Genomic DNA, 13,936 nt, shown 5'->3' on the forward strand with positions numbered 1-13,936 from the left:
GATTATATGGAATGGCTTATTTTCATCATTTTTATTCTCGCCTTGGTTTATTTTTTAATACGCCAATTAGTGATGATTTATAACAATATGGTGATGCTAAAAAATAATTGCTATAAAGCCTTTGCAAATATTGATGTTTTATTAAAAAAACAAGTTGATCTGATCCCAATGCTGATAGCAATAACACAAAAAGCGATGGATCATGAGAAAACCTTATTTAAAAAGTTAGCTGAAAATAGAGATCTCTATTTATGCGCAGAGGTATTAGACCAAAAAGTTGATTTAGCTAATCAGTTATTACCTCAAATAAAAAAATCACTTATTATTGCTGAAAAATATCCTGAACTTATCAGTGGGAAAAATTTACGCTTATTACAGACACAAGCGAAAAAATTAGAAGAGTGTATTGCAGATAGACGTGAATTTTTTAATCAATCTGTCACACTCTATAATACCGAAATACATATTTTTCCTAATGTATTGTTTAAGCTTATTTTTAATTTTAAAGATATCCCTCTTTTCTATCCTAGTAAGGAGGCCACTTTATGATAGAAATTCCCTTTTCTTTTTTTGGTATAACGGATTGGTTTCTAAGCTTTAATGAACCTATCTCGATTATTATGTTCGCCACATTTGGCGTACTGTTCTCCATGGCGATTATTTTGCCATTAGTCAGTATCACTCCGTTAAAAAAATATATGTCGCAAATTGCAGGAGGATTATTTAGCTCGATATTTGTCAGCTTAATGGTCTTAATTAGCTTTCATTTAATGCTGGGTGTTAATTCTTCATTAAAGCTACTCTTAATTTGGTGGGTTATTTTATTTTCGTGTATTACGTTTTGGTTTATTAACTATCGCTATATGAAAGATGTAACAGGGGATAAATTTGCGAAATTTCAAGAAAAAGCCCTTGAAGCAGAGGAAAAACGAAGACAAAATCAAAAATCTAAAAAATAAAAGAGAGCCTAGGCTCTCTTTTTAGCATTATCGATATCGTATTTATGCTCTATAAACTGGGAACGCAATCACATCACTAAGGTGTTCTACCCCCAGAGCCAGCATAATCAGGCGATCAACCCCTAAAGCCACACCTGAACATTCTGGTAATCCAGCTTCAAGGGCAGCTAAAAAGCGCTCATCAATAGGTTGCTCTGGTAATCCCATTGCTACTCGCTGACGATTATCACGTTCAAAACGATGACGTTGCTCCTGTGCATCCGTCAGTTCACGGAACCCATTCGCTAATTCAACACCTTTAAAATAGACCTCAAAACGCTCTGCAACACGGTGATCTTCTGAACTAATTTCAGCTAATGAGGCTTGTGACGCAGGGAAATGATAGATAAAGGTTGGTTTTTCTAAACCGATATGAGGTTCAACTCCAGAAACAAATAGCAATTGAAGTAACGTATCTTTATCTTCTTCCGTATCTGCAATATTTGATAAGTCCAGTTTTGCTGCCACTTCACGCAATTTTTCTTTATCAACAGATAAAGGGTCAATATCGAGATAACGCAAAAATGCTTGTTGATAAGAGAGTGATTCTGATGCTTCACAATCTAACACTTCTTGCAGTAGATCATCGACTTCATTCATCAACCGGTACATATCAAAACAAGGGCGATACCACTCTAGCATCGTAAATTCCGGATTGTGATATCTACCGGCTTCCTCATTACGGAAGCAACGCCCCATTTGATAAATTGGCCCACTGTTTGCGGCTAATAAACGCTTCATGTGGTATTCTGGGCTTGTCATCAAATAAAGTTTTAGCCCTTGTGAAGCACCTGGCCCAACAAATTGGGTTTCAAATGGGTAAAGATGAACATCGGTAACGGTAGCCTGACTCATCATCGGTGTTTCAACTTCTAACACGCCACGATCAGTGAAAAAACGCCTAATATTACTGATTATTTTCGCCTTTTTTAGTAAGTTGGCGATTGAGGCGCTTGGCTGCCAATCCGCGATTTCACTCATAAACGAAAAACTCCAACAGAAAACAGAGCGTGCAGTTTACTCGCATCCTCTTCAACAGACAAATTTCTGCTAATAAAGAGGTGTTTCATTTTATATTTTTTCATTGTTCTTTTCTTTTTTAAGTAAAAACATATAAGACAAATAAATATAATTCTACAAAACATCTACTTTTGGGCACTTTTTATCGTTTAAATAAACACCAACTTACATCAGAAAAGCCGTGATTTTTTGCTATTTTTATAACAAGAGTTAATTAGAATAATTCTTTTTCTCAATTAGAAATAACAATAAACTAACACTATTCTTATATTTAAATAGCCAAGTTCACCTAAACTTTAAAGTTAACTCTCTATTTAAATCTATGTATTTTGATTAGAATTAAAAACCTTTAGAAATATTATTAATATTTTATTAACAATTAACAAGACAAACCGATTTGTTTTAGATAAATAGTAAAAATTTTATTTTAACTTTTAGAATGGAATTTTATTTATTTAAATTAGACTTAAGAAAAATAAAAAAATCACTCTTTAAAATCAATGTTTTATAAAAAACCATTGTCATTTTTAATTAAAGTTATCTATACTTTCAAAACAGATTATTCATTACTATTTATAATTTCCAATTTAGAAAAATATATTCTATTTGATCTTCGCGTTCTTCTGGTGGCTTATTATCAAAACCCAGAATTCTTGGTGTGGATCACACTTTTTTTGCGAAATACGGGAAAACCATCATTCATATCAAATTTCGGTGCCCTACATTTCGTTATACTAAAATTACAGTCAATGATAATAAAGATGTTATCAAGCGTAGTCACAAGGCAGTGAAACAATTTCGTTACGGATAGCTTAAAAAAATAGCATTACAAATTAATAATGTCAGTGAATTGAATTCTAGACAATTATTCCAATTTTCACTTGAACAATGGAGAAGCGCAGTGCAAACCTTTAATGCCGATATAGCGATAATCGGAGCCGGGGGCGCAGGCTTACGAGCAGCAATAGCTGCAGCGGAAGCGAATCCTCAACTGAAAATTGCTCTGATCTCAAAAGTTTACCCAATGCGTAGCCACACCGTGGCAGCAGAAGGCGGATCAGCAGCAGTGACTCAGGCTCACGACTCCTATGATTTCCACTTCAATGATACCGTTTCAGGCGGTGACTGGTTGTGTGAACAGGATGTCGTAGATTACTTCGTTGAGCATTGTCCAACAGAGATGACTCAACTAGAACTCTGGGGCTGTCCTTGGAGCCGTAAAGAAGACGGGTCAGTCAACGTCCGACGTTTTGGTGGGATGAAGATCGAACGGACCTGGTTCGCAGCCGATAAAACCGGCTTCCATATGCTACATACCCTGTTCCAAACATCCTTAAAATATCCACAGATTCAACGTTTCGACGAACACTTTGTTCTCGATATCCTTGTTGATGAAGGTCACGCTCGTGGTCTTGTTGCTATCAATATGATGGAAGGTACGAAAGTTCAAATTCGTGCTAATGCGGTCATTATGGCAACGGGTGGTGCTGGACGTGTTTATCGTTACAATACCAATGGTGGCATTGTGACGGGTGATGGTATGGGTATCGCTTTACGCCATGGCGTTCCACTGCGTGATATGGAATTTGTTCAATATCACCCAACTGGACTACCTGGTTCAGGTATCCTGATGACCGAAGGTTGTCGTGGTGAAGGTGGTATTCTGGTCAATAAAGATGGCTATCGTTATCTGCAAGATTACGGCCTAGGACCAGAAACACCATTAGGTAAACCAGAAAATAAATACATGGAATTAGGCCCTCGCGATAAAGTTTCTCAAGCTTTCTGGCATGAGTGGCGTGCAGGCCGTACCATCAAAACTCACCGTGGTGATGTTGTTCATCTTGACTTACGTCATCTGGGTGCGAAAAAACTTCATGAACGTCTGCCATTTATTTGTGAACTGGCAAAAGCGTATGTGGGTGTTGACCCAGTAAATGAGCCAATCCCTGTTCGTCCTACTGCTCACTACACTATGGGTGGTATCGAAACCAACCAACAAACAGAAACTCGTATTAAAGGTCTGTTTGCAGTAGGTGAATGTTCATCTGTTGGCTTACACGGCGCTAACCGTTTAGGTTCTAACTCACTAGCAGAACTGGTTGTATTTGGTCGTCTTGCAGGTGAAGAAGCGGTTCGTTGTGCTCAAGAAGCAGCACCAGCTAACGCATCAGCATTAGATGCTCGTACTCGTGACATTGAAGATGGCCTGAAAAAACTGATGAACCAAAAAGGTTCTGAAAGCTGGTCACAAATTCGCGATGAAATGGGTGAATCAATGGAAGAAGGTTGCGGTATCTATCGTACACCTGAATTAATGCAAAAAACCGTTGATAAACTGGCTGAATTAAAAGAACGTTTCAAACATGTTGAAATTAAAGACACCAGTAGCGTCTTTAATACCGATTTACTGTACAAAATTGAGCTTGGCTTTGGTTTAGATGTCGCTGAATGTATGGCTCATTCTGCAATCAATCGTAAAGAGTCTCGTGGTGCACACCAACGTCTTGACGAAGGTTGTACTGAGCGTGATGACGTGAACTTCCTAAAACATACTCTGGCGTTCTATAACCCAGAAGGTGCCCCTCGTTTAGAATATAGCGATGTGAAGATCACTAAGTCTGCTCCTGCTAAACGTGTCTATGGTGGTGAAGCGACTGCACAAGACAAGCAGAATAAGGAGAAAGCGAATGGCTGATGACATGAAGCACATTAAGATGGAAGTCATGCGCTATAACCCAGAAACGGACGAAGCGCCTCATTTCGTCACTTATGATGTACCTTATGATGAGCAAACCTCATTACTGGACGCATTGGGTTATATTAAAGACAATTTAGCGCCTGATCTCTCTTACCGTTGGTCTTGCCGTATGGCGATTTGTGGCTCTTGCGGCATGATGGTCAACAAAGTGCCTAAATTGGCTTGTAAAACGTTTATTCGTGAATATCCAAACGGCATAAGAGTTGAAGCTCTAGGTAACTTCCCTGTTGAACGTGACCTTGTTGTTGATATGACTCACTTTATCGAAAGCTTAGAAGCGATTAAACCTTATATTATCGGTAATGATCGTAAGCCTTCTGAAGGTCCGAATAAACAGACTCCTGCTCAAATGGCTAAATACCACCAATTCTCTGGTTGTATCAACTGCGGTCTTTGCTATGCAGCATGTCCTCAGTTTGGTCTAAACCCAGAGTTTATTGGCCCAGCAGCGATTACATTAGCTCAACGTTACAACACAGATAATCGCGACCATGGTGCAAAAGAGCGTATGCCTCAGTTAAATGGTGAGAACGGTGTCTGGTCTTGTACCTTTGTTGGCTACTGTTCTGAAGTCTGTCCAAAACATGTGGATCCTGCTGCCGCTATTCAGCAAGGTAAAGCAGCCAGTGCGCAAGACTTTGTCATTGCGATGCTGAAACCACGTTAAGGAGGAAACAAGACATGACAACAAAACGTAAGCCTTATGTTCGTGGCATGCAACCAAACTGGTGGACGAAACTCGGTTTCTATCGTTTCTATATCACCCGTGAAGGGACTTGTCTTCCACAACTTTGGTTCAGTCTGGTTGTACTGTTTGGTGTGTTCGCACTGAAAAATGGACCAGAAAGTTGGGCAGGTTTCGTTGGATTCCTGAGCAACCCAATTGTAATGCTGATTAACATTGTGACCCTTATTGCGACGGTATTTCATACTGCAACTTGGTTTAAGCTTGCACCGAAAGCCGTAAATATCGTCGTTAAAGATGAAAAAATGCCTCAAGAACCTATTGTTCGTGGTTTTTGGGCTGTCACTATCGTTGTTACTGCCGTTATTCTGGCAGTAGCGTTAATGTAACCCAGGAGGGAAATAATGAATCAGAATCAACTTCCTAAGCGCTCTGATGAACCTATTTTCTGGGGATTATTTGGTGCAGGTGGTATGTGGAGTGCAATTGTCTCTCCAGCTATTATTATCCTGCTCGGTATCCTAATCCCAATGGGTATTGCGCCAGAAGCATTTACTTATGAACGTATTATGGCATTTAGCCAAAGCATTATTGGCCGTCTGTTCTTACTATTAATGATCATTCTGCCAGTTTGGTGTGCATTACACCGTATTCACCATACTTTGCACGATTTTAAAGTGCATGTACCTGCAAGCAAATGGGTATTCTATGGTGGTGCAGCAATTATCAGTGTTATCGCTATTATTGGCGTATTTACACTGTAATTGATTAATACGTGAAGATTAAAAGCCACTCAATTGAGTGGCTTTTTTGTGCCTGATATTCTGGTTTAGCTCGCTAATTTCAGTCCAATAATACCGAAAATAATCATTGCTAAACTCAATAAACGATAGATATTGGCTGATTCACCAAACACGAGAATACCAAAAATTGCCGTACCGACAGCACCAATGCCTGTCCAAATCGCATAAGCCGTGCCCGCTGGTAAGCCTTTCATGGCATAAGACAACATTCCCATACTCACAACCATGGCACTAATGGTAATAATACTTGGTGTTAAACGCGTAAAACCGTGTGTGTACTTAAGGCCGACAGCCCAAACGATCTCTAATAAACCCGCAATAAGAAGAATAATCCAAGACATAACGTCCCCTACTCGATAAATTGGGGTCGTCCCCTGAATACAAAGACAAAAAGCTGGGCCGTCCCAGCTTTTAAAAGATGAAGGTTAAGTATAAGAAAAAGAAATTAATCGTGCAATAGTACAAAACTAACTCAATTTTTCTTTGGTGCGCCCTCTTCACCATAAAGAAAAGCAGAGACATCATTTTCCACTTCTCCCATGGCCATCAGAGCATCCAGTGTCTCTTTTGCTTCTTCTTCATTGACGATACTCATAGCAAAACCTACATGCACCAGCACCCATTTTCCGATCATCGTATGAGGCTCGCCTTCACAGACTAGCGCAATATTGACTTCTCGTTTAACGCCACAAACATCGACCATTGCATTTTCAGTGATTGTTTTTCCAACTTCAACAACCTGGCCTGGGATACCAAGACACATAACAACCTCTATTCGATCTCTATTTGCTTTATTCGCATTGCATCGTCACTTTCAACGCGCAGATTCTGGCTACCACAAGACGGGCAACCTGCATTAAAGGTTGAAACAGTGACAACTTGATGACAATCCCAACACCATGCTTTCGCGGGGATAATCTCAATATGTAATTCACAGCCTTGGGCAAGGGTGTCTCTGCAAACAATATCAAAACAAAATTCAAGTGCACTGACTTCAACACAAGATAATGCGCCAATTTCCATCCATACGCTTTTTACTTTTTTTGCATTATTTAATTTAGCTTGAGAGTCTATTATCTCAAATGCGCTCTGGCAAAGCGTGATTTCATGCATGTCGATACCTTATTGAAGCAGAATAAATAATAGCAACTATAGTATCAGTACATAGTTGCTTTATTATTGATCTTAGAACAACAATTCAGCACCGGTTTCAAAAGCGGCTTTACGACGGCGTTCTTTAACCATCTCTTCAAGCGCATCTCTATCAATACACACTAGAGCATGAGTTGGGCAAACTTCAATACATGCAGGGCCCGCTTCACGGTGGTGGCATAAGTCACATTTATTTGCTTCCGCTTTAAATGCCTCAATGGTATTAAGCGCGGTTGATTTGCGCATAACAGGACGAGAAACCACTTCCATCGTGCCATAAGGACAAGCCAGTACGCAGGTTTTACAGCCGATACATTTTTCCTGATCGACATAGTAATAATCTTTGTTATGAATGATAGCGCCATTCGGGCACACATTGGCACAAGGGGCATCTTCACATTGATGACAAACAACTGCCGTACTGATTGAGAATCCTTTGATCACATGAATTCGCGGTTGAAAATTCTGCTCACTAATTTGGTCAATGGCTAAATTATCTTGGTCTGCTTGCTGATGTGACACAACACAAGCCACTTCACAAGTATGGCAACCAATACATTTTTTAGGGTCTGCAATGATGAAACGGTTCATCATATTCTCCTGATCTTTGTTATATATAGCCGTTATATATGGCGATAAATGCAATGAGTTATTCTAATTAAGAGTAATAATTAGAGTATCAATAGAATGAATCTAGCACAGTTCATGCCAATATATTTTTGATATAACTATTCCTTATTTTTCAATTAAATAATTTTCAAATAAAAATGATTATTGATTAATAGATAAGTCACTTCGTCAAATTATTCGACAAAATTGACGATAAAATAAATCGCTATATATTAAATTATATAATGGTTTGATGCGTTTATATTCTTAAGTTTCATTACATATACAAAAATAGCGGGTTGGATCAAAAATGATTCAGTCATTGATATAAATTTATTCTAAACCTACTACAATATAGCTAATTTTTTAGGGCAATCGGTGGTGTCATGAAATTAAGCAGTAACAATGCTGAAACTATGGAGAGCCTTCGTAATGAGCGCAACCAATATCGAATTTTGGTTGATATCACAAATTCTGTATTAGCTCATCTAGACATGGATGGTCTTATTTCTGAAGTCTCTAAAGAAATACATCGTTTTTTTGGACTAAACCATATTAGTCTTATGTTATGCCGTACCTCATCACAAAATAATAGTGAAGGTATTCTTTATTCTAGTCGTTATCAGACTGGAAAATCTGTTATTCGCCAACAACGTAAATTCAGTAGCGCGAATAACAAAGCCGAAGAAATTATTAATCAGAATAAACCTGTCTTAATTGATATTAATAAAGAAGATCAGGAAGATGTTTTGATTAAGCGTCTAATTAAGCAAAATATGCAGACGGCTTTGTTATTGCCACTGGCTTTTAATCATAAACCTCTCGGTTTATTAATTTTAGCACATGAAATAGGAAGTGTTTTTACTAACGATACTTGCCAATTGCTTCAACAAATTGCGGCTCGTATTGGTATTGCCATTGAAAATGCGGCCGCTTATGAAGAAATAACGCATTTAAAAGATAGTTTAAAGAATGAGAATATTTGGCTTAATGAACAGATAGATAATAATGCAGGTTTTAGTGAGATTATTTATCAAAGCGATGCTATGCATAATGTTCTCGAACAAATTGAATTAGTAGCACAAAGTGATAGTACCGTTCTTATATTGGGTGAAACAGGGACGGGTAAAGAATTAATTGCACGCGCTATCCATCGTCTAAGTCAGCGAAAAAGTAAGACTATGATAAAAATGAACTGCGCAGCCGTACCTTCTGGCCTTTTAGAAAGCGATCTCTTTGGTCACGATAAAGGTGCATTCACTGGTGCAACGAATACACATATTGGCCGATTTGAAATGGCGGATAAAAGTACACTATTTCTAGATGAAATTGGTGATATGCCCATTGAATTACAACCCAAACTGCTGCGTGTTCTTCAAGAGCGAGAAATAGAAAGACTGGGTGGTAATAAAGTTATTCCTGTTGATGTTAGGCTGATTGCAGCCACGAATAAAGATCTTCATGAATTAACTGATGAAGGTGAGTTTAGAGAAGATCTTTATTATCGTCTTAATGTTTTTCCTATTATTATTCCGCCATTAAGAGAGCGACCTGAAGATATTCCGCTTTTAGCAAAACATTTTACGCAAAAAATTGCGCGAAGAATGGATAGAAAAATAGATTGTATTCCCGCTAACGCATTGGAACAATTAACACTTTATCCATGGCCGGGTAATGTCCGTGAACTTGAAAATATTATTGAGCGTGCGGTTATTTTAACCCGAGGTTCAACATTAAATCTTCAGTTAAAAGAGCTTCACATTAATAAGCCCTCTCGTTTAAAACAGGTGCTATCTCAACCTTCATCTATTGAAAAGCGTATGCAAACTAATGCGCCAGAAAGTGATGATGAGGAGAGAGAAAGGATCATTCAAGCGTTAAGAGAAACCAACGGTGTAGTTGCTGGTGCTAGAGGTGCCGCTTTAAAATTAGGATTAAAAAGAACAACGTTATTATCACGAATGCAACGCTTAGGTATTTCAATTCCAGAGATACTTTAATTCTGAAATAATTACTTATTTAATTAGAGTGTAATTAATTTATTACACTCTTTTATTTCATTTATTTGAAACTTATTAGTCTCTATCTATAATTTAATTGATCGTATTTCATTAGATAATCCTCTAATTAATTATTAATAATATAAACAATCAATGGAGCATATTATATATGAATAGCCTGCTTATAGATAAAATTAGTGAAATAAAAAAAGAGTACAAAAATAATAAATATGTTTTTATTCCCCAAAATATTGTCATTGATTTAATAAAACAATTAGGTGCTAAAGAAAAAGATATTAATACATTAATGGAATATGGCGACTATTTGGCGCAAGATCCAACTCTTTCATTTCGCCATACTCGAACAGGACGCTACCTTTTTGATAATGATATCGAAACCATCTCCAGACTAGAGTATCAACCTTTTGTTCTCACCGAAGAAGATGGATTTATTCGTGAAGACAGTGGTGCACAAAGGCATTTTAGAGCGCTGGATGATCGCTGGCAGAGCAATACGGCCTATCAAGCCTTGTTAAAATTAAAAATGCTATTAATTCAAGGAAATGCATTTACCCCTCGTCACTTAACAGATCAACAATCGCCAAAATCAATATCGACTGTTTTTCATTTAAGATTAATTGCTCAACCAGACTCTTTAAGTGAACTTTCAATTGAAGGTGTGCATAAGGATGGCGTTGACCACACCATGATTGTTATGATGAATAAGCATAATGTAAAAGATAATACTGGTGCTTTACGTGTCCATTCACCACAAGAAGCTATAGGAACACCTTGGCAAAAAATTAACCCTGAAAATGTGCTTTATGAACACAATAATGCGCAATATCTTGATGTTCTATTAATTGCAGATAATGAATTAAATCATAGCGGTACACCTATTTTCACTCATGATAATAAAAATCAGGCTTACCAAGATTTTATGGTTTTATTATCTCGTTATCCCACCGTTGATGCTCACCCATCACATAAATTCGACTCAATGAATGCACACCCTGATTTACCCTTAACGCTTTATTTAAATCAGTCAGTTGCTTAGTCATAAATTATTATTGCATAAATTAAAAAGCAATTTATCCACTTGATTTAGAAAAGGATTATATTAAAAGTAACATATCACTTTTTTATTGTGAGCCAACGTATGGTGAATATTCAAACAAAAATTAAGTGATTTTTTGACGATAAGCAGAAGAAGAAAAACGCCGACAGTAATAAAAAACCATAAAAAAACCGAGTTTATTAACATCAAGTCAATAAACTCGGTCTTAAGGCAGAAAAACAATACTAATTAGGTCAGATTAGCCCTCGGCGGCTTCTCTTAAACGACGTTTAATATTGCTGTACTCCGTTTTCACATAGTGTTCTGCCTGAGCCTGCTCCTTGATTGGCTCAACACATACTGCACAATACTTATACTCAGGAGTTTTAGTAATTGGGCTTAAGTTTTCTGCAACGAGTTCGTTACAAGCACCAATCCACCACTGGTAAGTCATATATACCGCGCCTTTATTCGGTCTATCACTGACTGCAGCGCGCGTAATCACTTTACCTTGACGGGAGCGTATCCAAACTAGCTCTTGATCTTTAATTCCTAGTTGTTTGGCATCTTCAGTGTTTAACTGAACATAGCCCGGCTCATCAGCTAATGCCGCCAATGCTTTACAGTTACCTGTCATTGAACGACAAGAGTAGTGCCCAACTTCACGGACTGTTGCCAGTACCATTGGGAATTCATCAGAAAGTTTGTCAATGGGTGGCGCCCAGTCACAAGTAAAGAATTGACCTTTACCGTTAGGGGTATCAAAGTTACCGCCTTCGTACAGATATTGTGTACCTGGGCTATCCTCTGTTGGGCAAGGCCATTGAATATAAGCCAAGTCCGCCATTTTTTCGTAAGTCGCACCGTAATAAATTGGGCATAACTCACGCAACTCATCCCAAATTTCTTTGGTATTGTTGTAATGCATTGGATAACCCATTGCAGTTGCCATCAGACTGATAATTTGCCAGTCTGTTTTCACATCACCAACAGGTTCAACCGCTTTATAGAAACGTTGGAAACCACGGTCTGCTGCAGTATAAACACCTTCATGCTCGCCCCATGATGTTGCAGGGAAAATAACGTCAGCAATAGACGCCGTTTTGGTCATAAAGATATCTTGTACTATCAGTAGATCCAGCTTTTCAAAAGTTCTACGGATGGTTGCTAAATCTGGCTCTGTTTGCAGTGGATCTTCACCCATTATATAGTGCGCTTTTAATAAGCCATGATCGATATTATGAGGAACTTCACTCAACGCATAGCCTACTTCATCAGGCATAGATTCAATGCCCCAGAATTTAGCAAATTTCTCACGCGCTTTTTCGTCAGTAACGTATTGATAACCTGGTAGTGTGTTAGGTAATGCTCCCATATCACACGCACCTTGTACGTTATTTTGACCACGAACAGGGCCAACCCCGACATATTTTTTACCTAAGTTACCAGTTAATAACGCCAAACTAGTCAGTGAACGAACAGTTTCAACACCTTGGTAGAATTGAGTCACACCCATCCCCCAAAGAATTGTTGCTGTTTCTGCTTTTGCGTACATACGCGCAGCTTCACGAATAATTTGCGCACTTAAGCCTGTTATTTCTTCAACTGATTCAGGTGTATAGCTTTCAACTAACTTACAATATTCTTCAAATTGCTCAGTATGGTTTTCGATAAAGGATTTATCATGTAATCCTTCCTCAATAATCACATGCGCAATCGCATTTAATAACGCAATGTTAGAGCCATTTTTCAAGCCTAAGTGTAAATCAGCTAAGCGTGCTGTTTCGATGTAACGAGGGTCACATACAATAATTTTGGCACCCTTTTCTTTCGCCTTAACAATACGGCGAGCAACAATAGGATGCGAGTCTGCGGCGTTATAGCCGAAGACAAATAGACATTTGGTATCCTCAATCTCAACGATTGAGTTGCTCATAGCACCATTACCGACCGAACGCTGCAGACCTGCAACCGAAGGGCCGTGTCAGACACGAGCACAGCAGTCTATATTATTATTTCCGATAACCGCACGAGCAAATTTCTGCATAACGAAGTTAGCTTCGTTACCCGGGCCTCGTGATGAACCGGTTGTCATAATAGATTTAGCGCCGTATTTCTCTTTGATAGCAAGAAGCTTGCTACTTGCAAACTCAATCGCTTCTTCCCAAGAAACCGCTTCTAATTTTCCGCCTCTTTCACGACGGATCATTGGTGTTTTAAGACGTGGAGTCAGTATCTTAGTATCATGGATAAAATCCCATCCATAATACCCTTTCAGACACAGCTCACCTTGGTTTGTTAAACCATTGGCTCCTTCAGCGCCAATGATTTTACCGTTTTCCACCTTCAGGTAGATTTTGCATCCTGAGGCGCAATACGGACAGACCGTGATGACTTTTTTCATCAACATTGCTCCTGTGTTCATCAACTTTCAGGTTATTACCCGATTCTCTCCTCTATCTATGCAGAGAGTGTGCCAAAGAAGCGCGCTTTTTTATATTTCTGCAATACTATGAAAAATAAAGAAAAATAAAATCAAAAAATCAGTAAGAAAATAATAAAGATTAAATTAGCAAGCGATGTTCGACACTAATGACGATATTTATGTCGATTAAGATACCTATAAAAACACGTTATACATAAGACGTTATAGCGAAGGAACGTTCTTTATTTAGCGAAAATAGCGATTGTGCAAATACACGTTCTTATCTGCCTCTATCCGGATCTTGCCATATATAATGATGACAACTTTCTAATATCGCTATCAATACGCCTATTTACTAGAACTATTCAAAACTAATAATTTTGATATTAATGTAATTCAAATAAAAAATTTTTAAACTTCAATAAA

14 protein-coding genes are annotated in these 13,936 nt (G+C 38.1%); 8 read left to right on the plus strand and 6 right to left on the minus strand.

The annotated features are described in order from the left end of the window. Nucleotides 1-6: 6 nt before the first annotated feature. Nucleotides 7-549, plus strand: coding sequence for a LemA family protein (locus GWI59_RS00090; RefSeq protein ID WP_161707172.1), 543 nt, complete (start codon nt 7-9; stop codon nt 547-549). Further along, nucleotides 546-959 (plus strand): hypothetical protein, encoded by a 414-nt coding sequence (locus GWI59_RS00095; protein ID WP_115065061.1) that lies wholly within the window; start codon nt 546-548, stop codon nt 957-959. Before GWI59_RS00090 ends, GWI59_RS00095 begins: the two co-directional genes overlap by 4 nt. Before the next feature lie 42 nt (nt 960-1,001). Here the strand turns inward: GWI59_RS00095 and epmA are convergent, their stop codons facing one another. Further along, nucleotides 1,002-1,979, minus strand: a complete 978-nt coding sequence (gene epmA / locus GWI59_RS00100; RefSeq protein WP_006535433.1) for an elongation factor P--(R)-beta-lysine ligase — start codon at nt 1,977-1,979, stop codon at nt 1,002-1,004. 940 nt (nt 1,980-2,919) lie between these two features. On the opposite strand from epmA, the gene frdA reads away from it, so the two are divergent. From frdA to frdD, 4 genes are read left to right on the plus strand one after another with little or no spacing between them, the layout of a single operon-like run. Then, nucleotides 2,920-4,716: a fumarate reductase (quinol) flavoprotein subunit gene (gene frdA / locus GWI59_RS00105; protein ID WP_006535435.1), complete on the plus strand. Its 1,797-nt coding sequence runs from the start codon at nt 2,920-2,922 to the stop codon at nt 4,714-4,716. Continuing rightward, nucleotides 4,709-5,446, plus strand: a complete 738-nt coding sequence (locus tag GWI59_RS00110) for a succinate dehydrogenase/fumarate reductase iron-sulfur subunit (protein WP_006535436.1) — start codon at nt 4,709-4,711, stop codon at nt 5,444-5,446. Before frdA ends, GWI59_RS00110 begins: the two co-directional genes overlap by 8 nt. A 14-nt stretch (nt 5,447-5,460) precedes the next feature. Then, nucleotides 5,461-5,853, plus strand: coding sequence for a fumarate reductase subunit FrdC (gene frdC / locus GWI59_RS00115; protein WP_072063826.1), 393 nt, complete (start codon nt 5,461-5,463; stop codon nt 5,851-5,853). A gap of 15 nt (nt 5,854-5,868) precedes the next feature. Beyond that, nucleotides 5,869-6,228 (plus strand): fumarate reductase subunit FrdD, encoded by a 360-nt coding sequence (gene frdD, locus GWI59_RS00120; protein ID WP_006535438.1) that lies wholly within the window; start codon nt 5,869-5,871, stop codon nt 6,226-6,228. 65 nt (nt 6,229-6,293) lie between these two features. On the opposite strand, the gene sugE is transcribed toward frdD, so the two are convergent. The 4 genes from sugE to hydN all read right to left on the minus strand — a co-directional run bounded on the left by sugE (nt 6,294) and on the right by hydN (nt 8,010). Then, nucleotides 6,294-6,608 carry a quaternary ammonium compound efflux SMR transporter SugE gene (gene sugE, locus GWI59_RS00125; RefSeq protein WP_006535439.1) on the minus strand — a complete coding sequence of 105 codons (315 nt, stop codon included), beginning with the start codon at nt 6,606-6,608 and terminating at the stop codon, nt 6,294-6,296. Nucleotides 6,609-6,739: 131 nt separating this feature from the next. Then, a complete protein-coding gene (gene hybG, locus GWI59_RS00130; protein WP_006535440.1) occupies nt 6,740-7,030 on the minus strand; it encodes a hydrogenase maturation factor HybG in 291 nt (96 codons plus the stop codon). Between the two features lie 8 nt (nt 7,031-7,038). Continuing rightward, the gene (gene hypA / locus GWI59_RS00135) at nt 7,039-7,380 is read right to left on the minus strand and encodes a hydrogenase maturation nickel metallochaperone HypA (RefSeq protein WP_006535441.1); all 342 of its coding nucleotides are present in this window, start codon (nt 7,378-7,380) and stop codon (nt 7,039-7,041) included. A gap of 72 nt (nt 7,381-7,452) precedes the next feature. Beyond that, nucleotides 7,453-8,010 (minus strand): electron transport protein HydN, encoded by a 558-nt coding sequence (hydN, locus tag GWI59_RS00140; RefSeq protein ID WP_072063828.1) that lies wholly within the window; start codon nt 8,008-8,010, stop codon nt 7,453-7,455. Between the two features lie 404 nt (nt 8,011-8,414). Here hydN and GWI59_RS00145 point away from each other — a divergent pair, with 404 nt between their 5' ends. Then, nucleotides 8,415-10,028, plus strand: a complete 1,614-nt coding sequence (locus tag GWI59_RS00145; protein WP_072063829.1) for a sigma 54-interacting transcriptional regulator — start codon at nt 8,415-8,417, stop codon at nt 10,026-10,028. Nucleotides 10,029-10,197: 169 nt separating this feature from the next. Further along, on the plus strand, nt 10,198-11,085 hold the full coding sequence (locus tag GWI59_RS00150; protein WP_109399395.1) for a 2OG-Fe dioxygenase family protein: 888 nt from the start codon (nt 10,198-10,200) through the stop codon (nt 11,083-11,085). Nucleotides 11,086-11,344: 259 nt separating this feature from the next. Here GWI59_RS00150 and fdhF read toward each other — a convergent pair whose 3' ends face one another. Further along, nucleotides 11,345-13,489, minus strand: coding sequence for a formate dehydrogenase subunit alpha (fdhF, locus tag GWI59_RS00155; protein WP_109399396.1), 2,145 nt, complete (start codon nt 13,487-13,489; stop codon nt 11,345-11,347). Nucleotides 13,490-13,936: the final 447 nt, after the last annotated feature.

It is taken from the genome of Proteus sp. G2673, assembly GCF_009915125.1.
In the GTDB taxonomy this organism is placed as follows: domain Bacteria; phylum Pseudomonadota; class Gammaproteobacteria; order Enterobacterales; family Enterobacteriaceae; genus Proteus; species Proteus penneri.

Bases quoted from the DNA above. Each gene is read 5' to 3' on its own strand.
- GWI59_RS00090 (WP_161707172.1), top strand. From the start codon at position 7: ATGGAATGGCTTATTTTCATCATTTTTATTCTCGCCTTGGTTTATTTT.
- GWI59_RS00095 (WP_115065061.1), top strand. From the start codon at position 546: ATGATAGAAATTCCCTTTTCTTTTTTTGGTATAACGGATTGGTTTCTA.
- epmA (WP_006535433.1), bottom strand. From the start codon at position 1,979: ATGAGTGAAATCGCGGATTGGCAGCCAAGCGCCTCAATCGCCAACTTA.
- GWI59_RS00110 (WP_006535436.1), top strand. From the start codon at position 4,709: ATGGCTGATGACATGAAGCACATTAAGATGGAAGTCATGCGCTATAAC.
- frdC (WP_072063826.1), top strand. From the start codon at position 5,461: ATGACAACAAAACGTAAGCCTTATGTTCGTGGCATGCAACCAAACTGG.
- frdD (WP_006535438.1), top strand. From the start codon at position 5,869: ATGAATCAGAATCAACTTCCTAAGCGCTCTGATGAACCTATTTTCTGG.
- sugE (WP_006535439.1), bottom strand. From the start codon at position 6,608: ATGTCTTGGATTATTCTTCTTATTGCGGGTTTATTAGAGATCGTTTGG.
- hybG (WP_006535440.1), bottom strand. From the start codon at position 7,030: ATGTGTCTTGGTATCCCAGGCCAGGTTGTTGAAGTTGGAAAAACAATC.
- hypA (WP_006535441.1), bottom strand. From the start codon at position 7,380: ATGCATGAAATCACGCTTTGCCAGAGCGCATTTGAGATAATAGACTCT.
- hydN (WP_072063828.1), bottom strand. From the start codon at position 8,010: ATGAACCGTTTCATCATTGCAGACCCTAAAAAATGTATTGGTTGCCAT.
- GWI59_RS00145 (WP_072063829.1), top strand. From the start codon at position 8,415: ATGAAATTAAGCAGTAACAATGCTGAAACTATGGAGAGCCTTCGTAAT.
- GWI59_RS00150 (WP_109399395.1), top strand. From the start codon at position 10,198: ATGAATAGCCTGCTTATAGATAAAATTAGTGAAATAAAAAAAGAGTAC.